Origin of the sequence: Desulfococcus sp. (assembly GCF_041737845.1) — a bacterium.
In the GTDB taxonomy this organism is placed as follows: Bacteria; Desulfobacterota; Desulfobacteria; order Desulfobacterales; family Desulfococcaceae; genus Desulfococcus.
Window position 1 is genome coordinate 1 of sequence record NZ_JBGSQX010000055.1, and the last position, 20,613, is coordinate 20,613.

A 20,613-nucleotide genomic window follows, 5' to 3' on the forward strand; every position below is an offset into this window, starting at 1 on the left:
GATGCGGTCCAAGCTCTTGATCGGAGGCGTGCCCTCGGAAACGATCTTGACCGCATCAGCGATCACGACCCCCGTTGGCGTGTCACTCAGATACACCTCCAAGGTTCCGGCCGTAAGCGGGTAGGTGCCGAGAAGATTGAATTGTCCGCCGTCCCGTGTCTGGTTCGCCGTCACCTTCCATGTCTTTGCGCCGTTTTTGATAGTATAGGGTGCAGCCGGCGACCGGTTGTCGCCCGAGGTCCACTGGGCGAAGATTTCATATTCACCTGGGGTGCTGACGGTGAATGTCCACTTGGCCCATTTGCCGCCACTGCCGATCGGAGCATACTGATAACTTGTATTATATCCACCGGGTGTGAATTGAGACCAGGTCCACGCATTTGGACCTGAAGTAAAGCCCGCGTTGTTGTTGTCGATGATCGTTTCTATTGGGGGGAGTGAAAGACCGGCGTCGTCAATTTTCAACGCAGGGTCACCGTATAGGTTGAAGACCAGGAAATTCATCCAATTACCCTCGGTATTGATAGATGCTTCCATTTTCATGTCGAAAAGCGCCTTTCCCGAGGGAACGGCGTCGATGATCTTCTTCGAATACCGGTCGGCCATATATGAATTGCCGCCACTGATTTCCCAAAAGGAATCACCTACATAATACCAAGACACTCGAGTTGCTGAAATCGTCCCGATCGCACCGTTTACGAGCAATGAATATCCGAGGTTATCCTCGTATTCGGGATAGGCATTATTGCATGAGCATTGGAAGGTAAACGAAGGATGGGCATTATCGAGGTTGATGGAACTGCTGATGTCAAAGACGTCCACCGCGGTGGTGATCGAACCGTGGGTCCACCAGGTTACAAGACCATAGCGGTTTTGCCATTCGTTTTGGACGTTGGTCGCATTGCAAGGCGTTTTTTCAGGACTCTTTCCGTAATCCTCATCATAAATGCGGTATGAATTCCAGCCCGCCGGATTTGCATATTCGTTGCGGATGTTCTCCGCAAGAGGCCATGCGTGAGTTAAATCATCGGATGGCTCCATAGGAAGCAGAACTTTTTTTCGCCAGCCCAGATCACCGACTTCGGTTCCATATTCAATCGTTTTCTGCAAGATCAGATCAAGTTCGATTGAAGACGGATTATAGATGGGGATTCGACCGACATAGATCTCAACATTTGTATCGATGCCTCCCGATCCGAAATCGCCGTAATATTCACCGTAGTTTCCGTCGCCATCCAAATCCCAGTTTCCTGTAAGATCGGCATAGTAATAGTCTGTCGGTGCGTGATCATATTCAGGATAACGAGTCGCCCCCAGGCGCGGCCAGCACATTTTCATCGGGATATCCCCATAAAATGGGTCGGGATTGCCTATAAGCAGAACGTAGTCAATACCCAGAAGCAGGTAGTTGTTCCGGATCCAGGAGCGGATGTTCTCGGCCGCGGTGTCGCCGGTGCCACCTCCCCAACCCGGTCCGCTGCTCGAACCTCCAACGGATGTGTACCGGGCGTTTTCTGTAACAGTCAGCACGCTGTAGCCTTGATTCTCCTTGAAGGACTCAAAGTCATTCAGTCGAGTCGAGTTTTCGACGATCCTTTCGGTAGTAAGAATGACATAGTCGAAATCGACCGATGGATGCAACTCGCCTTCAAGGGTATACAATGGTGCAGCTTGGGCATAATTATCTATGATTACAGCAGCTCTATCTTCCATACCGTCATCGGTCAAAGAGAAATTCGATGCGTTTTGCGCTTTGGCTATGGTTTTGTAAGAGATGTCCACCTGGATGCGTTCGACTATGCGAAGTTTTCCAGTGACCGGGTTGTATTGGACTGGATAATAAGCGAACTGAGCCATTTGCCATTTGCGTAATTGACTATAGGGAGCAGGCTCGACAACCTCGGCTACGAAGAAGGCGTCCGAACCGTAAACGTTTATATTGCGGTTATCGACGATGTTCTTGTCTTCGCCCCAATCCGTTATCGTGCGCGTACCGTCCCAAGTGGCCATTGGTGGCGCGGGAGCGACAGAATAGACACCGTTCAGGACTCTTTCTGCAAGGACGGAATGGGAAAACGCCAGGGTTTCGAGATCGGCATCGGGTGGCAGGGCCATGTGCACCACGCGGACAGGGACCATGGGATCTCCGGGCGACATATGAGTATTGAAGCTATCCATGCTTAAGGTTACATCATGGCCAGCAGGGGTAATGTTCAAGGTGCCGCTGTCAATGATTACGGATAGGGAGCCGTTCTCTGCCACAACATCAAACTTTAGTGGCGAAGGTTCCGGATTTAGAGAGACGTTTAGAAATGCTGTGTTGTCGGTTGGTTCCCAAGCATATACCAAAGGATCATATGTGTCTGCAAAAAGAAGGAAGGTTAATGATGGAAAAAACAAAAATATTAATAAGTTGATTATTCGTTTGCTGGCCCTCAAGGGTCTCTCCTTTCGTTTTAGATTATGAGCATTAATTCGTTTTTCACGTTAATCCACGAAGAGCCAGAAATTCAACAATGTCAATCGGTAAAAATGCATAATTTTGGAACGGATCTACTGCGGAGAAGATGCATCGAGATCCCAATAACGGCTTATCCGCAGTCGACTTTGCTAACCGGCTTTAGTCCTACGGTGTCATGATCTTGACCGCGTCGGCGATCACATATCCCGTCGGCGTATCCTTCAGCACGACCTCCACGGTTCCGGCCGTGAGAGGGTAGGCGCCGAGGAGATTGAACTTCCCGCCGTCCCGTGTCTGGTTCGCCGTCACCGTCCAGGTGTTTGCACCGTTTTTGATGGTATACGGGGCAGCCGGCGACCGGTTGTCGCCCGAGGTCCACTGGGCGAGAATTTGATACGCGCCGGGCGCGCTGACGGTGAATGTCCACTTGGCCCATTTGCTGCCGCTGCCGATCGGAGCATACTGATAACTTGTATTATATCCACCGGGCGTGAATTGGGACCAGGTCCACGCTGTCGGACCTGAAGCAAAGCCCGCGTTTTTGTTGTCGATGATGATTTCGACCGGTTCCAGAGAATCATCATCCATGACAGAGATGTCCTTTGAAGCGGTTTTGGTAATCCCGTCGGCTGTGTAGGCGGCCGTGATCCGGCAGGACATATCGCCGTCCACCTCATACGCCGTCAGAATGCCGGTACCATCGATATCGGCATCAATGCAGTCATCCGACCAGATGTCGGCGGTTACCTGTTCGGTCGTCCCGTCGGTATAGTGTGCCCGGCAAATGTAATTCTGACTCGTGTTTTCGGGTATCGAGGCCAGCCCTTCGATTTCGATGCGGTCCAAGCTTTTGATTGGAGGCGTGCCCTCGGAAACGATCTTGACCGCATCGGCGATCACAACCCCCGTGGGCGTGTCATTCAGCAACACCTCCAGGGTTCCGGCCGAAAGCGGATAGGTGCCGAGAAGATTGAACTGTCCGCCGTTCCGCGTCTGGTTGGCGGCCACCTTCCATGTGTTCGCGCCGTTTTTGACGGTATAGGGCGCAGCCGGCGACCGGTTGTCGCCCGAGGTCCACTGGGCGAAAACCTCATATTCGCCAGGGGTGCTGACGGTGAATGTCCACTTGGCCCATTTGCTGCCGCTGCCGATCGGAGCATACTGATAACTTGTATTATATCCACCGGGCGTGAATTGAGACCAGGTCCACGCAGTCGGACCTGAAGCAAAGCCCGTATTTTTGTTGTCGATGATGATTTCAACCGGTTCCAGAGAATCATCATCCATGACAGAGATGTCCTTTGAAGCAGTTTTGGTAATCCCGTCGGCTGTGTAGGCGGCCGTGATCCGGCAGGACATATCGCCGTCCACCTCATAGGCGGTCAGAAGGCCGGAGCCGTCGATATCCGCATAGGAGCAGTCAACAGACCAGGTGACTGCTGTTACCGGTTCGGTCGTCCCGTCCTCATAGTAGGCTCGGCAAAGGTAAGCGGCGCTGTCGTTTTCATCCACACTGGAGGATCCTTCAATTTCGATGCGGCTCAGCGTCGGTATATCTGCTTCATCGAGTTTTGCCATCCAGCCCTTATCTGCAAAGACAAACTTGACGGCATCGGCAATGACGTAGCCGGATCGGTTGTCATTTAAAATGACTTTAAAGTTCCCGAACTCAGAAAAAAAAATTCCAAGCGAGTTAAATTTCCCGCCATTTTTTGTCTGATCAACCTTAACGCTGCCTATTTGGCCATAACTATCGTAAATTTTATATGTCGCGTCTTTCGCTCGATTGGTCCCCGCTGTCCATTGGGCAAGTATTTCATAACGCCCCATCTGGCCGGTGCCTTGAAAGGTCCAGATAGCAGACTTGCTGCCGTCGCCGGTCGGTGCATACTGATAGGATCCGCCATAACCGCCAGGGGTAAAAGAAGACCATGACCATTCACTCGGGCCGGTAATGAAGCCCGAATCGTGGTTGTCAATAACGACCCCCACGATGCTGTATCCTTTGCCCACGATGACCTTCCCATCATCCGATATATCCGTCACCGACTCGATGACCCAATTATCGGAATCAAGATCAACGCCTTTCGACAGCAGGTAATCTTCGATGGATTGAAGCCCGTTGATGCTATCCCAGACATGCCCATCACCGATAATAACCGTTCCGTTACCATTGGTTTTTTGGGGCGAGAAATCGCCGATCTCCTGCATGCCGCCGGCATCGGTATATCGAAAGGCCTGCCCGCTCGGCGCGGTGCCAATGATGACCTGTCCGTCTGCGGATATGTCGGATGCATGCCCAAGATCAATATCCTTAAAGCCTTCCGATTCGGTCCATTTGAAAAAAAATTCTTCTGTACTAAGGTCCATGTATCCATCGCTATTGATATCATAAAAAGTATTTCCGACGGCAGTCCGCCCGTCGCCGGAGATGGCCTGACCCTCACTACCGTCTGATGCCGGATTTAACAAATCATCCATATCTTCAGATAGGTACCAGAGAACAAAGCCACTATCTGTTGGATATTCAAATTCTGAATCCGAAGTGCCCGTTCCTGTAATTACAGTGCCATCGGATGAGACATCATAAGCTGATGCGTAAAACCATAAATCAGGCCACAATTTGTTCCGGAAGCCAATACGCATCATCCCTTCGGATTCTATCCAACGATAAGGATACACAGAATGCATGCTACCCTCTATATATCCGACTATAACGGAACCGTCGCAGTTGATGCCGGTTGGATGGAAGTATTCCCCATCATCGCTGCCGTCATTAACGATTGTGATGCCTTCTTCTTCTGTCCAACGAATTGTGCGGGGCCCATATTTTTCTGTACCGGCCACGGCTTTGCCATCGCCAGAAACGAAAGGGGCATAGATAGGAATTTCCATAATTTCAGAGGCTGACGATGGGCCACTTAAAAGGCAAGCCAGGATGGATAACATAACGAAGGGTGTGGAAAGCGCTCGTTTCATCGGTTCTTCTCCTTTATTGAGATATAGAGGAATGAACTACAATTGCGAATCAACTCCAAAAGGGATTCGAATATCTGAAACACCGTCGCGCAACAAAAAAAGCCGGGCTGCCGAATGAAAAATATTTCATCATCAGCAACCCGGCTGTCTTTTTGACAAGATCCGTGGCTTTCCGTCCCTATCTTTCGGTAGGTTTGGCTTTATATATTTCTGTTACTGCTACAAGACAAATCTAAAAATGTCAATCGGTACAACTGCCTAAACTAAAGTAGGTACAAATACCTATGAATGGGAAAAATCTCTCCTGAAATTTGCCGTCGCGGCGTGGTGATGTGACTTGAGATTGCCGGAATGACCGGTCATGGTTCCGGCGGGCCGTCCAATGCCTTCATCACCTCACTCGCGAACCGCTGCTTCCGGATCCTGGGCGGATACCTTCGGAAGGCCCGAAAGGTGACCGGGTCGTATTCATGGATGTAGAGCCGTCGGGCGGGCCTGCCGTAGACCGTGAGCATCATGTTGGGGAGGGCATCGGGGTTGCCGGTCTGGTGGATGCCCGGGGCTAGGGGGCGGGTGACGGTGACTTCGCCCGCGGAGAGGATCCGGCGGTCGATCCGCACCAGGCGGGCAGGGTCCGGGGCGCCCCCCTCGGCTGCATCCCTGCCTTCGGGACCCTTGCCCTCCAGCCGGTACCAGACCACGCCCAGCCTTCCCGAGGTTACGCCCGACACGCCCCAGGCGTTGTGGTCGTGGATGACCGTGTATTCACCCCCCGCGTGGAAATAGAGGCGGAGGGAGAACCGCCTGCGGTCGTCTATATAGAGGAGGATTTCATTTTCGAAAAAGCCCGTCTTCCGGATATCGGGATAGGCCGCACCTGCCCGGATGTCCGAAAGGAGGGACCGGACAAGGGGCAGGTCCAGGAGGAGGCGCGGCAGTTCCTGCCGGAAATAGGCGATATGGGCGTTCTCATCGGAAAGGTCACCGATATCGCTCGACCACCCGCTGCAGTAATCCAACAGCCGGTCGTGGGTGGTCTGCGTGCTACCGGCCATTCTCGATCCTCACGTACTGATGGTAGAAGGCCGCACCGCCGCCGATGTCGGTCAACTCCGCGGCGACGAGCTGGTTGGCGCCGCCGCCGCATTTCATCCAGTCCCCCCGACGATAGACGACAGCCCCGGGATGGAGGCCCGACAGCAGGTGCAGGGAGACCCGGAGCCGCCCCAGGGGGGAGACCACGTCCACCGGCTTCTCCGAATCGATGGATGTCAGGGCCGGGCAGTCGGGCGAGATCCAGACCCGGGGCGGGGTTTCCTGGTCTTCCGGGAGGATCTGGGAGTGGATCGCCTCCCGGCGTACCAGGGTCAGAAACCGGAGGGGGAATTCCGGCGGCGGGTCGGGCTCGTCGTGGAGGTCGACGGGCAGCCTTGCCCTGCCGTCGGCGTGGTCGAAGACCATGTCCGCGTAAGCGATGTCGGGTTTTTGCGCCCGGAGGGTGCCTCGGGCCTTGAGGGTCGCCCAGTTGCCGTCGATCCAAGGCGAGTCGAGGGCCTGCTCGAAACACGCCTCGGGGGCCGGCAGGAGGATGGGGGGCGACAGCCGTTTTCCCAGCTCCGAGATGATCCGGTAATCGGACCGTGCCTCGCCCGGCGGCGTGAACACGGCGGGCGCATGCTGGATGTAGTCGTGGAGAAAGGAGCCGATGACGTCCTCCTGCTCCAGCATCAGGGCCGCGGGAAGGATCAGGTCGGCGCGGTCGGCCGTATCGTTCATGAAGGCGTCCACCACCACCTTGAACGGCACCGATGCAAAGGCCCGGGCGATCTCGCGGCAGTCGGGGCCCTGGTTCACGATGTTGACGCCGTTGACCCAGAGCATGCGGACGGGCGGATCGGCCCCCAGGATCTCCCGGCCCACGGCAGGCATCGCGAAGGCCCGCCGCGGCTTTCCGTCCGGATCCCGGGTCCAGTCCAGATTGAAATTTCCCAGGGAGTGGAGATGGAAGCAGCTCCCTCCGCCGGCCCGCCCCATGTTGCCGGACAGGAGCGTCAGCGCATTGATGAACCGGACGTTCTCCCCGCCCCGTCCATACCGCTGCAGGCCGGCGCCGATGATGGTGGCCGTGGGGGTTTCGGGCGCGTAGCACTGGAAGACGGCGTCGATATCCTCGCGGGCGACGTCGCACCGTGCCATCAGGCGGTCTTCGGGAAACTCGGCCAGTGCCTTGCAGAAGCGGGCGAAATTGTGGGTGCGGGCGGTGATCTCCTCCGGGATGAGGCCGTGTTCGATGAACCGCTTGACCACGGCCGCCGCGAGAAACCGATCCGTGCCCGGGCGGATCCGGACAAAGGCGTCGGAAAATGGGGCGTTGCCGTCGCCGCCGGGGGAGATGGTGAGGACGGTTGTGCCGCATTTTCGGGCATTCTTGATGATGGCCGACATGTGGATCGAACTCCGGGAAAAATCCTTGCCCCAGTTGACGATCCGGGCGGCGTTGTGCAGGTCCTCGATGGTGTTGTTTTTCCGGGACCCGAAGTCGTGGACCGAGGCGATGAATCCGGCGGCGTCGCAAAGGGACCCCCGGGTCCGGGTGGCGCCCAGGCGGGCGAAAAAGAGCTTGGTCGTCTGCTTGAGCACCCCTTTGGCGCCGTCGCTCATGATGTGCAGGATCGAGGCCGGTTCGGCGCGTGCGGCCTGGATCTTTTCCGCGCAGAGGTCCAGGGCGTCGTCCCACGCGATGGGCCGCCACCTCGCCCCCCGGCGCAGGAGGGGCCGGGTGATGCGGTCCGGGGATTGGAGCCTACGGAGATGGTGCCTTATCTTTTTGCAGATGAATCCGGAGGTGAAGGGATGGTCCGGGTTGCCCTGGAGGCGGACGCTCCCGTCGGGATGGCGGGTGACGAGCATCGAACAGGCATCCGGGCAGTCCATGGTGCAGGCGGTGATAATATCGTCTGTCATGGAAGCACCACCGGCTGCTGCGAAATGGCCGGATGGGGCTGCATATCCGGTTTCCGGGCCGCCGCGAAACGGTTGATGACGATGCGGTGTGCCTTGCCGAAATCCATGATATCCGCCGGATCGAATCCGCCCGAAAGGTAGTGCTTCCGGAACCGGGGCATATCGAGAAGGTGGAGGATATGGCTGATGTGGCCCGAGTACCCGGTGTCGTCGAGCTGCTGGAGGGCCGTGACCGCAGCATCGGAGAGGGCCGCGGCCTCCCGGTGGAGGGTGGGCCCCGTTTCGCCGCAGGGCTTCACCGAGTAGAGCCGCCGGCAACTGAAGGGGCGGACCGCATAGATGGAACAGGTCCTGTCGCCGGCGAGAAACGGGCAAGGGACTATGGATTGGCGTTCCTTCTCCCGCCGGTTTTCGGCCACGGCCTTTTCCAGGCGCAGCCGGATTTTTTTCGGCAGCGACGAAAGGTGATTCCGGATGATGATGCCTTCCAGGGTGGTGATATCGACGTCGCCCACGGTGGTGCAGCAGAAGGCGCATCCGGCCCGGCAGACGGCCGCCTGTTTATGGCATGCGACGGCGGTTTCGAATTCGTCGTAGATGTCCTGGAGGTGCTTTGTCATTCTGGCAAGGTTCATGGCGGGGTTCGCTTCGTTGTTGGGAGTTTAAAGATGGGCTGTAATACCACAGATTGCCGCCTCTTTCAATTTTCAAAACCCCCGTTTCATGAAAAGCGTTGTGGAAGCCGGCCGGTTTGTTTATACTTCCCGCTCTTTGAAGGATGAAAGAAGATGAGCCGAAACGACCATACTGAACCGAGGCCCGAATCCAGGAGGGCGCTCCTGAAAAATGCCGATGTCCTTGCGGCCCATATCTCGCGCCGGCTGTTTGACATCGGCCGGAGCGAATACGGAACGGGTGCGGACCCGACCGAGCGGGGCTCGGGGGCGTCGGCGGTCCTGCTGCTGGTGGGGCATCAGGGCGGCCGGGGGCCCTGCCTGATCCTGAACAAGCGGTCCGCCAGGGTTCCCCAGCCGGGGGACATCTGCTGTCCGGGCGGGGGTATCGCCCCGGTCGTGGATGCGTTTCTTTCGAAGCTGCTGGTCCTGCCGGGCCTGCCCCTCGGGCGATGGCCCTATTGGCCCGGCTGGCGACGGGAGAAGGCTTTCCACGGCGGCGCCATGCCCCTCCTGCTTGCCACCGCGCTGCGCGAGGGGTTCGAGGAGATGCGTCTCAATCCCCTGGGGGTCCGGTTTCTCGGACCCATGCCACCCTTCTGCCTGAGGCTCTTCAAGCGGAAGATATATCCCATGGTCGGCTGGATTTCCCGTCAGCGGCGGTTCCGGACCAACTGGGAGGTTGAGAAGATCATCCGCATCCCCTTGGCATGGTTCTGGGAGATAGATCGATACGCCAATTACCGGGTCACGTTTTCCCGCAGCGTGGCGCGCCAGGCGAATCGGATCACCGATGACTTTCCCTGTTTCAGGTTCGAAAGCGAGAGCGGGGCGGAGCTTCTCTGGGGCGTGACCTATCGCATCGTCATGAATTTCATGGAATCCGTTCTGGACTTTCATCCGCCGGACACGGCGGGCCTGCCGGTCATCGCCGGCAGGCTGGGCGGGAGGTATATCACAGGCAAATGAAGATTCTCTATACCGCGGACATCCATGCCGACCCCGGCCACCTCCAGGCCGCGCTGTCGGTTGCCTTCACGAGCGGCGTCGACGCCATTGTCATCGGCGGGGACATCATCCCGCACCACCTTCCCCGGTGGGCGTCCCTCGGCCCTCTCGGGGCCCAGAGGGAATACCTTGTCAGGGTCATGATCCCCGCGCTTTCCGTCTTCCGGGAAAAGCGGCCCGTCCCCGTCTACCTCGATCTCGGAAACGACGACTGGCTCTCGGGCCGCGACCTGATGACGCGCCATGACGGGACCCTCTTCCATCTGATCCACATGCGGCGGCACCGCCTGGACCCTTCGGCCGGGATCGACCTCATCGGCTACATGTGCGTGCCGCCGACCCCCTTCGGCCGGAAAGACTGGGAGAAGCCCGACACCCGAAACCGGCCCCATCCTCCCGAAAACCGGGTCCGGCTGGACGGCTATCGCTCCGGTGGCGGGCGGCTGGAAGCGCACACCCTGGATCTTGCCGCGGGCGACACCATCGCCCTCGACATGGACCGGCTCTCGGCCGAAGTCCGGGGGCCGTTTATCCTCGTTTCCCATTCCCCGCCCTACGGCACCCCCCTGGACGTGATCCAGAGCGGCCTCCAGGTGGGGAGCCTCAGCATCCGGCGGTTTATCGAGCGGTGGGCGGCAAAAGGGCAGCTCCTGGCCTCCCTTCACGGGCACATCCATGAGTCGCCCCGCCGGTCGGGCCGGGTTCACACCCATATCGGCGGGGCGCTCTGCATCAATCCGGGCCAGGAAAACGGTCCGGGGGCCAGGCTCCGGTATGTCCTGCTGGAGATCGCGGCAGGGCCCTCCGGCGGCCCCGTCGTCCGCATTCTCCGGGAGCCCGGAGAGGAAGCGCCGCGTTCTTCCCCGTAAGGCCGCCCCCCATTACGCCCCTCTTTTTTGTACCGATCACGGGTTCCGGGCGAGCTGGTCCAGATAGGCCATGAAGGCCTTGTCATCCCATTTCGCGGCCCCCATGTGCTTGAAGACGATCCGGCCCCGCCGGTCCAGGACGAAGGTCGCGGGATAGGCCGAGACGCGGAAAGCGTTCAGCAGGCGGTTGTCCCCGATATAGACCGGGAAGTCATACCGCCGCTGGTCCAAAAAGGCCCGGATGTTCCGCGCTTCCTCGGTGGAAACCATCAGGAAGGCGATGTCGCCGGCCTCCTTCATCCCGTCATGGAGACGCTGGATGCTGGGGAGTTCGACGATGCACGGCGGGCACCAGCTCGCCCAGAAATTGAGAAAGATCACCTTGCCCTTGAACGCGGACATGGACGTTTCGGTGCCGTCCAGGGAGGTGACGGCGCTGCTGTAGTCAAAGGCGCCCAGGTCCGCTGTTTCGGACGCGGCGGGGGGGCGCGGCAGGGGAAGGGGTGCCTCCCCCGTGCCGTTCCCCCGGACAACCAGACTGTAGATCACGTAAGCACCGACCATGAGTCCGATCAGGGTGATGGCGGTGATGGTGAGCGTGTTGACGGCGAACGGCCCGGCGGGTTTGTCGTTTTTTCGGGGCATGAAGCCTCCTCCGGCTTAAGGGTGGGGTGTGCGGTGGCCTTGAGGCCGGTCGATGTCCGCCAGGGCGGCCGCGATCTCCCCGGAGAGGGCCGCGATAGCCAGGCTTTCCGCCTGGACGACGGCGGCGTAATCAGCGCCGGCCAGGGGTTTTCGAATCGTTGATTTCCGGGTGGACAGCGGCTTCCTGCCGTCGTTTTCGAACACCGTCCACAGGGCCTGAAGATCGACGTGAGACCCCATCTGCGCGTCAAAACGCTGAATGTCGATGATGACCTGATAGTGGATCGGCAGGCCGCTTTTCCAGGGAAAGGTGAACACCTGATCCGAGCCCAGCAATACGGCCAGGTTTTCGGCGATGACCTGGGGAACGGCGTTTTTCAGGGTGCCGGCCCATTTATCGAATTCCGCGAGGCGGAGTTCGTGGGGGCTGGTGCGGATGACGATTTGGGGGCGGTCGAGATAGTCCGGCAGATCAACCGGCCCGATGCCGACGGCCTTGCCCCCCAACGGCCGGAGATCCCCGGGCGCTGTTTCGGCGGCGGGGATGGGGCTCAGGCTGTAGAAGCGTGTCATGGCCGTCCTGCCGCAGCCCGAAAGGAGCGCCGCAAGGATCGCCGGGATCACGAAAGCCGCAAGAAATCGCTGTGTCATGACTATTGGGTTCCTTCTTTCCCCCGGATGAGCGCTTCGGGGTGACGTTCCAGGTATTCCGCGAAGATGCGGATGGAGCGCGCCGCGTTGGAGAGTTCATCCAGGGCGCTGTAAAGCCTGTAGCCCATGGCGGCGTCCTTGGAGGCGATGCCCTTGAAGGCCTCCAGCGCCTCATCCGCGCGCTTCAGGGTCGTGCGGGCGGATGCCATGGTCTGGCGAATGTCCTTCGCCACGGGCCGGACCTGGCTGTCCAGGTCGCTCACCAGCCTCCCGGTGCCGCCCACCATGACGCGGGCATCGTCCAGAGCGGCGTTGAGCTTTGCGCTCAGGCTGGTGACGTCCTGATCCGCGTGGGCGGCCAGTTGTCGAATCTGGGTGAGGGTCTCTCCGGCCGAGGCCGCGATTTCCGGGACCTGTCGGTTGAGTGTGGCGGTCAGGGCCTCGACGTTCTTCATGGTCGCGGTGAAGGCGCCCAGGGCCGCCTTCAGGTCCTCGGATTTGACGATCTCCTCGATGGCCTCGAGGGAGGAGATGGCCTTGGCCACCATGGTCTCGAACGGGAGCTGCTTGAGGGTCTTCTGGATCCGCTCGATCTCCGACGGGATGGTCGGCAGCTCCGTGTATTCCTCGCCGTTGAGGGATGCCTTCTGACCCAGTAGCCGGGGCTGGGTTTCCGGGTGGAAATCCAGTTCCACCAATAACTGGCCCGTCAGGAGGCTCTGCATCTTGAGCTGTGCCCTCAGCCCGCGCTTGACGAGTTCGGGCATGATGTTGTCCCGCTCCATCGGGGGCATCGTCCCGTTCACCAAGCGGATCTGGCGGCTGTCGATTTCAATGAAGACGGGGATCCGGAGGGCCATGTCGCGGGCGTCGAAATTGAGAACGACTGCGGTGACCGAACCGATCTTGACGCCCCTGAAGGTCACGGGTGCGCCGGGTTTGAGGTTGGCGACGTCCCCCTGGAAGTACATGACATAGGTCTTGCTTTCCCGGAAGAATTTTCCGGAGCCGAAGATCAGGATCCCGATGGTGAACAGGGCGACGGCGCCCAGAACGAAAAGACCGATGAGGGTCGGGTTGGCTTTCTGGCTCATGGCAGGCGATGGTTCCTTGACCGCTCCTTGGGTTGAGATCGATGGCGGATCTTACACTCCGATAATGTTGAAGATCACCGTGAGCATCGCATCCGAGACGACGATGCAGACGATGGCGGTGACCACGGCCGACGTCGTCGCCACGCCCACGGCGGAGGAACTCCTGCCGCACTGCATCCCCCTGAGGCAGCCGGCAAGGGCGACGATGACCCCGAAGACGACGCTTTTGACGAGGCCGACCGCAAAATGGGTCAGGTCCAGGGCTTCCCGGGTCTGCTGGAGATAGGCCGAAGGGCTGATGTCGAGCATCGTCACCCCGACGAGGGCCCCGCCCGCGATCCCCATGAGGTTCGCATACAGGCAGAGGAGGGGCATCATCAGCATCATGGAGAGCAGCCGCGGCAGGACCAGGAATTCCATGGGGGAGATGCCCAGGGTGGTGAGGGCGTCGATTTCCTCATTGACCCGCATGGAGCCCAGTTCGGCCGCAAACGCCGCCCCGGTCCGACCCGCCATGATGACGGCGGACATCATGGCCCCCATCTCCCGGGCCATGCCGAGCCCCACCAGATTGGCCACATAGATTTCGGCGCCGAACATTTCGAGCTGGACCGCCCCGACAAAGGCCAGAATCAGGCCGACGAGGACGCTGATCAGACTGACGATGGGAAGGGCCCCCGGGCCGCAGCCCTGGATGACCCGCGCGAAATCCGACCGGCGGAAGCGCGCCTTTCCCAGGGTCAGCCTGAAAAAGGCCAGGGCGGCCTCCCCGATGAAATCGACCGTCTCCCGGGAGCCCCCCAGGATGGCGATTGCCGTGTTTCCAATGCGCTCAATCGCCGGGGGAGGGGCGCCGTTCCGGCGCGCGTCCTTACGTTCCGGGACGGCGGCGGCCAGCGAGAGAAGGCTCCGGGCCCCTCTGGGAAGGTGCGAGAGGTCCACGCGGATCTCCCTTTTTTCGAGCGTCTGCGTCAGCTTCAATGCAAAACCGAGCAGGCTGCTGTCCCACTCGCCGATGCCTTCCCCTTCCAGGATCACCGATTTGACGGAATCCGGATCGATTCGGGCGATGATCTCATCCGCCGGGGGCATGCCGTCCTGGATCAACCAGTCCCCTCCCAGCACGATCCTGAGGGTCCCGCCCTCCGGAGGGGTGACATCGATGTGTTTGGGGGTGTCGGCAGGCGTCATGATCGGGCAAGTCCAGGGACAAAAGCTCGGATAAACCTCAAAAAATATTTAACTATCCTGAAAGTATAAATTTTTTGGATTACTACTGCATATCGGGCGGGATTGCAACAGAATTATGGCCCGTCGGGATGGCCCGGAAGGGTTCCGGGGTTTGGCCTGGGGGGCGGCCACGGTGAACAAAAAAGGCCCGGGGAAACGTCCCGAGTCTTTTTGTCAGGTTGGCAAAGCTGAGGGGGCAAAAACCCCGATTCAACTCGGACATGCCGGACAGGAAACAGTCTTGGGCGCGAATTGTCAGGAAACGAACTGAACGCCCTCTGGAAATCCAGAGGGAATAGGCATCCCCCACGATATCAGATGCCGTTCATCGATGCTCCCGGTGTTGAAATGGCCATGGAGCATCACCGCCGCCATTGATCTCGGAAAGGATTTGGGATGCAGGCCTTGTTCCAAGAACTGAAGATTGCCATTGCAATACTTGAATGTGCTGATATTCAGGTATCATGCAAGAATCGTTGAGATCTGTGTTACATGAATCGAGTGTAAGCCCCAGACAGGATGGGGTATTCTCCTCATGAATTTGAGCCGAGATCCCTATTTGCAAGAGCAGCTTTTTCCTCTATATGGGGGCTCAAGAAAAAAATAATTTTATCCTTTTCCAGCCTCCAAGGCAAAAATTCATATCTTGCTCAGCCTTCCTATGCGAAATGGTTTTTGCCTGAAAGCATTAACATCTCTCTCCTTGAAAAGGTATGGCGGGATGATGACCAGAAAAGCGATCTTCATGAAATTGCCCCAATAAAAGCCTCCATCGGGTCTTCGGATTCCATTGGAGGCTTTTTGCATTTCCATTCCAAGCCAACGCCAAACCCACCGTGAGGTAGCCGCCCCTGCTGAAAGCGGGGCGTTGTACGAGGAGAGTAGAATGAGACTGCCGCAATTAAAGATGGTGTGCCGGACATTCGTGCTTTTTGCCATTTTGTTCATGGTTCTTGGTGCAGATCGGGCCGATAGGCTTGATTCCAAAATTCCTGATATCAGTCAACGAATCAATACCTTCACCATGGATCTACTGAAACAGCATTCCGGGGGAAAAGACCTTCCTGCAAACACGATTCTATCACCTCAAAGCATCTTCCACGGCCTGGCCATGAGCTACATCGCTAGCGGCGGTGATACGAGGAAAGAGTTGGCCAGGGCATTTCATTTTCCAGAGGAAAACGGCGCACTGCTCAAGGAAATCAAAGGCTTGTGGCAACAATTGCACAGGTCCGACAAGCACAAGCGAATTGACATAACACTGGCCAATTCCGCTTGGCTCGACGAGACCTACGCCGATTTCCGGAAAGAATACGTAGAGGAAATCCAAAGGGCTTTTGATGCATCTCTTCATCGCGTGGAGTTCAAGCAGAAAGAGCGCGTGAGCGAGGACATCAACAAATGGATCTCCGAGAAAACACGCGGCAAGATACAGAGAAGCGTCGAACCCAGTGATTTCAAGTCGCGAAGCGACACTGGAATCATTGATGAACCAACTCTCGTTACAGTGAATGCGGTCTACTTCAAAGCAGACTGGGGCAGCCGGTTCGACAAAGCCTCTACGCGAAATCGAACCTTCCATACCGACGAAACGGCCACGATGGAAACACCGATGATGCATCAACGGTCACTGCTGCCGTATTCGGAGAACGCTAAACTGAAGTTCCTTGAGATTCCCTACATCGACAATCTATATTCGATGTATGTCATCTTGCCTATTAACCTAATCGGCATCCGGCAGCTGATGCAGGACGTGACTATGGAGCAGATCCTTGAGTTGAAGCGGAGGGCCTTTGCTCATGAAGTAGATGTTGTTTTTCCCAAGTTCGAAATGAAGAGTCATCTCAGGGTGAAGGAGGCTCTCTCGGCAATGGGAGTGAAGTCGGCGTTCAGCAATCAGAAAGCCGATTTCGACAGGATGATCATCAAGAAGCTTGAGGCATTTCGAATTTACATCTCGGAAATCTATCACGATGGATGGATAGACGTCCATGAGGAAGGGACGAAAGCAGCAGCGGCAACCTCAACGGTGCACATCTCTTTCGGTTGCAGCGGACCGCCTCGGCCGAGGCTGGTTCAGTTCCATGCTGATCATCCGTTCCTGTTCATGATTGTACACAACGAGAGTCGAAGTATTTTGTTCGCAGGATGGATATCGAATCCGAGAAAGATCGCACAACGGGATAGGGAGTAGCGTCACGACTACCCCCTCTTACGATACCAGAGATCATGAATAATGATCCCTGAAGGCGATTTTCTGCAGGATACCAATACAAATCGTGATTGAACCGAATGAAAGCACCCTCATAAAAAGAGCCGGGCAGGAGCTGTACAATAGGCTGTTAAAAGCAATAGAAAGGGATCGGCTTCATGTTGGAAATAGATCTGGATCTCAAAAAGCACTGCATCGAAACCGCCACAAAACGGTCCTATAACCGTCTCCTTTCCGAATATTTTCGCGGCAAAGAGGGCGAGGAGGAGGTTGCGATTCCTCTTCTGCCAATTTGATGTCATATGTATTCTGACACAAGGGACCAGAAGCGTTGATCGATAGGCATGTTGAAATCAACGCTTTTTTTCGAGGATAACCCACTTGGCATTTATCACAAAAAGCGAAATCATAGATCCAGGACGCCTTGGACAAGAGGAGCGGCGGCGCTTTATTCAAGAGCTTTATGCGGTTCAATGTCGGATATTTGAGGGTGTTGATCTAAAAAGTTTTACCGATTACATTTTCCGCCCGGACGCCGCGAGGACCAGGGTCAAGATCTTTCGCAACGACCAAAAGAAATTGGTTGGCTATTATGCGATCCATTTGTTCGAAGTCAAGCCAAGCAGTAGTGAAATCACGGCGTTTTTCAGAGCCGAAGCAGGCTTACTGCGCTCCTGCCGGCGCAGGCACGCCACGCTACCCTTCGCCCTTACCGAATACTGTCGATACAAGTGGCTTCATCCCGTCCGAAAGGTGTACTACCTCGGCACACTGGTCCATCCGTCCAGCTACCTGTCAATCTTTCGAAACTGCATTGAAATATACCCCTCATACAGGCGCGAAACACCCCCCGATATCCTCCGTTTCATGTTTGAAGCGGCAAAGATGCTCGGGGTCGGACCGGCCTGCCGCGACGACCCCCTTGTCGTTCGGGTCGGTTGGAAAGTTCGAAACGACAAAACAGACCTGTCGTTTTGGTCCCACTGTGACCAGCCGGACGTCAAGTACTTCCTTAAGAGGAACCCCGGTTACCACGATGGAGAGGGCCTTCTTACCCTGGTGCCCGTCACGTGGAAGAACTTGCTCTGGCTCTTGATCCGCTGGACGACCGAAGCGTTTCGGCGCAGGCGCAGAAAACCGGCATGACGCCGTCGTTTTTTCCCATTGGGGCTTTCTGCTTCAAGGGCTGGAAAGAAGCAAGTGCCGCGCCATGTCGAATTCCGCAGCGTCCTCCCCAAAACGCCGATTGGAAAGGTCTTGCGTCGCGAGTTGAGCGACGAGAAGAAGTCACAGCGGCTTGAGTCGACCACCGACACCCACAGAAAAAAATCCCGGAGGCGGAAATGACCAATATGCGTAATCCTATAAAAGCCTATCTTATCGGCGGCGGCATCGCCTCGCTTGCCGCGGCGGTGTACCTCATCCGGGACGGCCATTTTCCCGGCACGGATATCCATATTCTCGAAAAGATGCAGATCGGCGGGAGTCTGGACGCCGCAGGCTCCCCCGAGGCAGGATACTCGATGCGCGGGAGCCGGATGTACGGTGCGGCCTATGTTCTGACATACGACCTTCTTGCGGGCATTCCGTCGCTCGACGCCCCCGGCAAATCGGTGACCCAAGACATGCTCGCGTTTTGGAAATCGACGCCTTGGGAAGCCAAGGCCAGACTGGTCGAGAACCAGCGGATTGCAGACCCCCGGGTCTTGGGCCTTGACAACCGGGACCAGGTGGATTTGGTCAGGCTCATGTTTCAATCGGAGGCGTCGCTGGAGGCGACACCCATCGAAGACTGCTTCGCGCCCCATTTCTTCGAGACGAATTTTTGGCTCATGTGGTCCAGCATGTTCGGATTCGAACCCTGGCACAGCGCCATGGAACTGAGGCGCTATTTTCTCCGTTTCCTGAGATTGTTTCCGGACCTCCCGACATTGAGGATCATCCATTCCACCCGATACAACACCTACGACAGCATTGTTCGGCCATTGGTCAGATGGCTCGCCGAACACGGCGTCCGTTTCGAGACGGGCGTTCAGGTCATTGATTTGGACTTCGCGAACGTGAACGGCAAGAAGAGCGTGCGGCATATCCATTGCCTCCGGGACGGCACGCCGGACGACATCACGGCGGGTGATGGGGATCTGGTCATTACCACCCTGGGATCCATGACGGCCGATTCGAGCCTAGGATCCATGTCTGCTGCCCCCGTTCTGCGGACAGAGAGAGCCGGGGGCGCATGGGCGCTCTGGGAGCGTCTTGCCGAAAAGGCCCCTGTTTTTGGGCACCCTGCCGTCTTCTGCGGACAGATCGATCGGACGAAATGGGTCACCTTTACGGTGACGCACTCGGATGACCGCTTTTTCACGCTGATGGAAAGTTTCAGCGGCAGCCCGGCGGGATGCGGCGGCCTCGTGACACTGAAAAGTTCGCCCTGGCGAGCGACTTTCCATCTCTTTCATCCGCCGGCCTACGCGGACCAGCCCGAGGGAGGCTTCGTATGGTGGGGCTGCGGGCTCTTCCCGGACCGGGTCGGCGCGTATGTGGGAAAGCGAATGTCCGACTGCACCGGCGAGGAGATCCTTGTTGAGATTTTCTCTCATCTCGGTTTCCAGCCCCACATTCCTGCCCTCATACAGGGGGCGAACTGTATTCCCTGCATGTTGCCCTATACGACAAGCCAGTTCATGCCGAGATCCCGGGGCGACCGGCCGGAGGTGATCCCCCAGGGGACCGCCAATTTCGCCTTCATCGGTCAGTATTGCGAGATCCCCGACGACGTTGTTTACACGGTAGAGTACTCGGTCCATTCAGCGCGGCTGGCCGTCACCGCCCTCTTGGGCCTTGCCCGGGAGATCCCCCCGACATACAGGGGGCTGGAACATCCCTACGCGCTGGTCAGCGCCCTGAAGATCATTCTTGGGTAGCGATTGCAGCAGAAAAAAACACGAAAAAAGTCAAAAACTGGATGTGATGCTCCGATAAATAAGATGACAATGCGTTTGGGCCGCGAATTTTGGGTCAATTTTGGCCTGTGAAGCCTTTCGATACGGATCCAGTTTCAAGGATTTTTAACCGGCTTTTAAAATGGATGCCTGCCTTCATCAAAATCCTGTTCGTCGAGACCTCACTTTGCTCCGGCTTCCTTCAGCCCCTGTTTTTCGACAACGCCCTTGCCTTCGGCTGATGTTTATGTCTATATCTCAAGATATTGACAGGGTTCATACATGGGGGCTTTCACCCCATAAGTTCACGCCCAAATGACATTGCATACTCATCTCACAGAAAAAATGCACCCGAGACAGCGCATGCGCTTGGAGTTCATATGTCGCCGTAGTAGTGAGATATTGTATTATGATTGCAATAGCTAACGTTGTTATCTTTTTTGCGCTGCTGGCGGTGAGTTATCCGGCCGCGATCACTGTTTTAGCCCTCGTGACATGGCTTCGAAAGCGCCGGGCCATGCAGGCAGACGATCACCGCGAACTCCTTGAACGGATTGATGAATCCACAGACAAGCTAAAGGATCAGTTGTTTATCATCTTCATCGGGGTGACATTTTTTGTGATAGCTCCATTTATGGCACTTTTATTCATGTTTAAAGGAAGATAACCATTAAAACGAATTTGCGCGCCGCCACTCAAGTATTATGATTCAAAATCTCGGCATTCAGACGCCGATGTTGGTCAGGATGCCGAGGTAAATCAGAACCTCGTTTCTGTCGCGTATGGGGAGCCGAATGCACGAATTCTTTGCATGCAAGGGATAGCGCCGCAATCAACGCCTCGACGGAAGGGGGGTGAAACGCCCTCCCCCCCAAACTCGGGCA

15 protein-coding genes and 1 riboswitch are annotated in these 20,613 nt (G+C 57.0%); of the genes, 6 read left to right on the plus strand and 9 right to left on the minus strand.

Annotated elements, in window-relative coordinates; translation table 11 throughout:
* The 5 genes from ACEW8N_RS06075 to ACEW8N_RS06095 all read right to left on the minus strand — a co-directional run.
* On the minus strand, positions 1–2,439 hold a 2,439-nt coding region (locus tag ACEW8N_RS06075; protein ID WP_373498913.1), incomplete at its 3' end, for a C25 family cysteine peptidase.
* A 187-nt stretch (positions 2,440–2,626) separates the two neighbouring features.
* Positions 2,627–5,440 carry a hypothetical protein gene (locus ACEW8N_RS06080; RefSeq protein ID WP_373498914.1) on the minus strand — a complete coding sequence of 938 codons (2,814 nt, stop codon included), beginning with the start codon at positions 5,438–5,440 and terminating at the stop codon, positions 2,627–2,629.
* A gap of 131 nt (positions 5,441–5,571) precedes the next feature.
* Positions 5,572–5,649: riboswitch (cyclic di-GMP riboswitch) on the minus strand.
* A gap of 150 nt (positions 5,650–5,799) precedes the next feature.
* The gene (locus ACEW8N_RS06085) at positions 5,800–6,495 is read right to left on the minus strand and encodes a hypothetical protein (protein ID WP_373498915.1); all 696 of its coding nucleotides are present in this window, start codon (positions 6,493–6,495) and stop codon (positions 5,800–5,802) included.
* Positions 6,485–8,404, minus strand: a complete 1,920-nt coding sequence (locus tag ACEW8N_RS06090) for a molybdopterin-dependent oxidoreductase (RefSeq protein ID WP_373498916.1) — start codon at positions 8,402–8,404, stop codon at positions 6,485–6,487. The genes ACEW8N_RS06085 and ACEW8N_RS06090 overlap by 11 nt, the downstream gene beginning before the upstream one ends.
* On the minus strand, positions 8,401–9,039 hold the full coding sequence (locus ACEW8N_RS06095; protein ID WP_373498917.1) for a YkgJ family cysteine cluster protein: 639 nt from the start codon (positions 9,037–9,039) through the stop codon (positions 8,401–8,403). The genes ACEW8N_RS06090 and ACEW8N_RS06095 overlap by 4 nt, the downstream gene beginning before the upstream one ends.
* A 153-nt stretch (positions 9,040–9,192) precedes the next feature.
* On the opposite strand from ACEW8N_RS06095, the gene ACEW8N_RS06100 reads away from it, so the two are divergent.
* Both ACEW8N_RS06100 and ACEW8N_RS06105 read left to right on the plus strand, forming a co-directional pair.
* Positions 9,193–10,047 carry a CoA pyrophosphatase gene (locus tag ACEW8N_RS06100; RefSeq protein ID WP_373498918.1) on the plus strand — a complete coding sequence of 285 codons (855 nt, stop codon included), beginning with the start codon at positions 9,193–9,195 and terminating at the stop codon, positions 10,045–10,047.
* Positions 10,044–10,955, plus strand: coding sequence for a metallophosphoesterase (locus ACEW8N_RS06105; RefSeq protein ID WP_373498919.1), 912 nt, complete (start codon positions 10,044–10,046; stop codon positions 10,953–10,955). Before ACEW8N_RS06100 ends, ACEW8N_RS06105 begins: the two co-directional genes overlap by 4 nt.
* A 36-nt stretch (positions 10,956–10,991) precedes the next feature.
* Here ACEW8N_RS06105 and ACEW8N_RS06110 read toward each other — a convergent pair whose 3' ends face one another.
* The 4 genes from ACEW8N_RS06110 to ACEW8N_RS06125 are packed head-to-tail and all read right to left on the minus strand — an operon-like array spanning position 10,992 to position 14,536.
* Complete coding sequence (locus ACEW8N_RS06110) at positions 10,992–11,600, minus strand: TlpA family protein disulfide reductase (RefSeq protein WP_373498920.1); 609 nt, start codon at positions 11,598–11,600, stop codon at positions 10,992–10,994.
* Positions 11,601–11,615: 15 nt separating this feature from the next.
* Positions 11,616–12,251, minus strand: a complete 636-nt coding sequence (locus tag ACEW8N_RS06115; protein ID WP_373498921.1) for a membrane integrity-associated transporter subunit PqiC — start codon at positions 12,249–12,251, stop codon at positions 11,616–11,618.
* A 2-nt stretch (positions 12,252–12,253) separates the two neighbouring features.
* Positions 12,254–13,345, minus strand: a complete 1,092-nt coding sequence (locus ACEW8N_RS06120; RefSeq protein ID WP_373498922.1) for an MlaD family protein — start codon at positions 13,343–13,345, stop codon at positions 12,254–12,256.
* 51 nt (positions 13,346–13,396) lie between these two features.
* Entirely contained in the window at positions 13,397–14,536 is a 1,140-nt protein-coding gene (locus ACEW8N_RS06125) for an MlaE family ABC transporter permease (RefSeq protein WP_373498923.1), read from the minus strand.
* 925 nt (positions 14,537–15,461) lie between these two features.
* Here ACEW8N_RS06125 and ACEW8N_RS06130 point away from each other — a divergent pair.
* The 4 genes from ACEW8N_RS06130 to ACEW8N_RS06145 all read left to right on the plus strand — a co-directional run bounded on the left by ACEW8N_RS06130 (position 15,462) and on the right by ACEW8N_RS06145 (position 20,396).
* On the plus strand, positions 15,462–16,769 hold the full coding sequence (locus tag ACEW8N_RS06130) for a serpin family protein (RefSeq protein WP_373498924.1): 1,308 nt from the start codon (positions 15,462–15,464) through the stop codon (positions 16,767–16,769).
* A gap of 399 nt (positions 16,770–17,168) precedes the next feature.
* Positions 17,169–17,933, plus strand: a complete 765-nt coding sequence (locus tag ACEW8N_RS06135) for a hypothetical protein (protein ID WP_373498925.1) — start codon at positions 17,169–17,171, stop codon at positions 17,931–17,933.
* 197 nt (positions 17,934–18,130) lie between these two features.
* Positions 18,131–19,711, plus strand: a complete 1,581-nt coding sequence (locus ACEW8N_RS06140) for an oleate hydratase (protein ID WP_373498926.1) — start codon at positions 18,131–18,133, stop codon at positions 19,709–19,711.
* 427 nt (positions 19,712–20,138) lie between these two features.
* Positions 20,139–20,396 (plus strand): hypothetical protein, encoded by a 258-nt coding sequence (locus ACEW8N_RS06145; protein WP_373498927.1) that lies wholly within the window; start codon positions 20,139–20,141, stop codon positions 20,394–20,396.
* The last annotated feature ends 217 nt before the right edge of the window (positions 20,397–20,613 follow it).

What these genes read in the sequence shown, in the direction of transcription:
- ACEW8N_RS06080 (WP_373498914.1), bottom strand. Translation starts at nt 5,440, where the DNA reads ATGAAACGAGCGCTTTCCACACCCTTCGTTATGTTATCCATCCTGGCT.
- ACEW8N_RS06085 (WP_373498915.1), bottom strand. Translation starts at nt 6,495, where the DNA reads ATGGCCGGTAGCACGCAGACCACCCACGACCGGCTGTTGGATTACTGC.
- ACEW8N_RS06090 (WP_373498916.1), bottom strand. Translation starts at nt 8,404, where the DNA reads ATGACAGACGATATTATCACCGCCTGCACCATGGACTGCCCGGATGCC.
- ACEW8N_RS06095 (WP_373498917.1), bottom strand. Translation starts at nt 9,039, where the DNA reads ATGAACCTTGCCAGAATGACAAAGCACCTCCAGGACATCTACGACGAA.
- ACEW8N_RS06100 (WP_373498918.1), top strand. Translation starts at nt 9,193, where the DNA reads ATGAGCCGAAACGACCATACTGAACCGAGGCCCGAATCCAGGAGGGCG.
- ACEW8N_RS06105 (WP_373498919.1), top strand. Translation starts at nt 10,044, where the DNA reads ATGAAGATTCTCTATACCGCGGACATCCATGCCGACCCCGGCCACCTC.
- ACEW8N_RS06110 (WP_373498920.1), bottom strand. Translation starts at nt 11,600, where the DNA reads ATGCCCCGAAAAAACGACAAACCCGCCGGGCCGTTCGCCGTCAACACG.
- ACEW8N_RS06115 (WP_373498921.1), bottom strand. Translation starts at nt 12,251, where the DNA reads ATGACACAGCGATTTCTTGCGGCTTTCGTGATCCCGGCGATCCTTGCG.
- ACEW8N_RS06120 (WP_373498922.1), bottom strand. Translation starts at nt 13,345, where the DNA reads ATGAGCCAGAAAGCCAACCCGACCCTCATCGGTCTTTTCGTTCTGGGC.
- ACEW8N_RS06125 (WP_373498923.1), bottom strand. Translation starts at nt 14,536, where the DNA reads ATGACGCCTGCCGACACCCCCAAACACATCGATGTCACCCCTCCGGAG.
- ACEW8N_RS06130 (WP_373498924.1), top strand. Translation starts at nt 15,462, where the DNA reads ATGAGACTGCCGCAATTAAAGATGGTGTGCCGGACATTCGTGCTTTTT.
- ACEW8N_RS06140 (WP_373498926.1), top strand. Translation starts at nt 18,131, where the DNA reads ATGACCAATATGCGTAATCCTATAAAAGCCTATCTTATCGGCGGCGGC.
- ACEW8N_RS06145 (WP_373498927.1), top strand. Translation starts at nt 20,139, where the DNA reads ATGATTGCAATAGCTAACGTTGTTATCTTTTTTGCGCTGCTGGCGGTG.